This window comes from Nocardioides sp. OK12 (assembly GCF_024341885.1).
Taxonomy (GTDB): Bacteria; Actinomycetota; Actinomycetes; order Propionibacteriales; family Nocardioidaceae; genus Nocardioides; species Nocardioides marinisabuli.
This window is the reverse complement of the sequence record NZ_BNET01000061.1, coordinates 1-584: the sequence shown is the minus strand read 5'-3', so window position 1 is coordinate 584 and position 584 is coordinate 1. Positions and strand designations below refer to the sequence as shown.

At 31.8% G+C, this 584-nt stretch carries 1 protein-coding gene; it reads right to left on the bottom strand.

Going from position 1 to position 584, the window contains the following annotated elements; all coding sequences use genetic code 11:
- Nucleotides 1-153 (bottom strand): cytochrome b N-terminal domain-containing protein (locus OCU29_RS20055; RefSeq protein ID WP_368858984.1); only part of this gene is annotated, 153 nt, incomplete at its 3' end.
- Nucleotides 154-584: the final 431 nt, after the last annotated feature.

Below are 584 nucleotides of genomic sequence, written 5' to 3'. Positions count from 1 at the left end.
ATTTCTATTAATCCCTATTGGATTTGAAGACCCAGATTCATGAAGAAGGGTTAAGTGAATAATTACTATAAATGTAATAATGAAAGGTAAGATAAAATGAAATGAATAAAATCGATTAAGTGTTGGGAGATCTACAGCGAACCCCCCCCAAATTCACTCTACTAAAGTTTGGCCAATATAGGGAATTGCAGATAGAAGATTAGTAATAACAGTTGCTCCTCAAAAGGATATTTGTCCTCAGGGTAGTACATACCCTAAAAATGCTGTTATTATAGTTAAAAGGAGAATTATAACTCCAATAATTCATGTTTTTACTAAATTAAAAGATTGGTAGTAGATCCCTCGGCCGATATGGATGTATATACAAATAAAAAAAATTGAAGCTCCATTACTGTGAATAATCCGTATAATTCAACCATAATTTATATCTTGTATAATTAAAATAATTCTGTTAAAGGCTATTTCAGTTGAGGGACAGTAATGTATAGATAAAAAAATTCCAGAAATTAATTGAATTAAAAGAGATAAGTCGGAGGCCAAGCGGTCTTAGGAAGACAAGCTAATCACACAACTCCTTGGCTCAC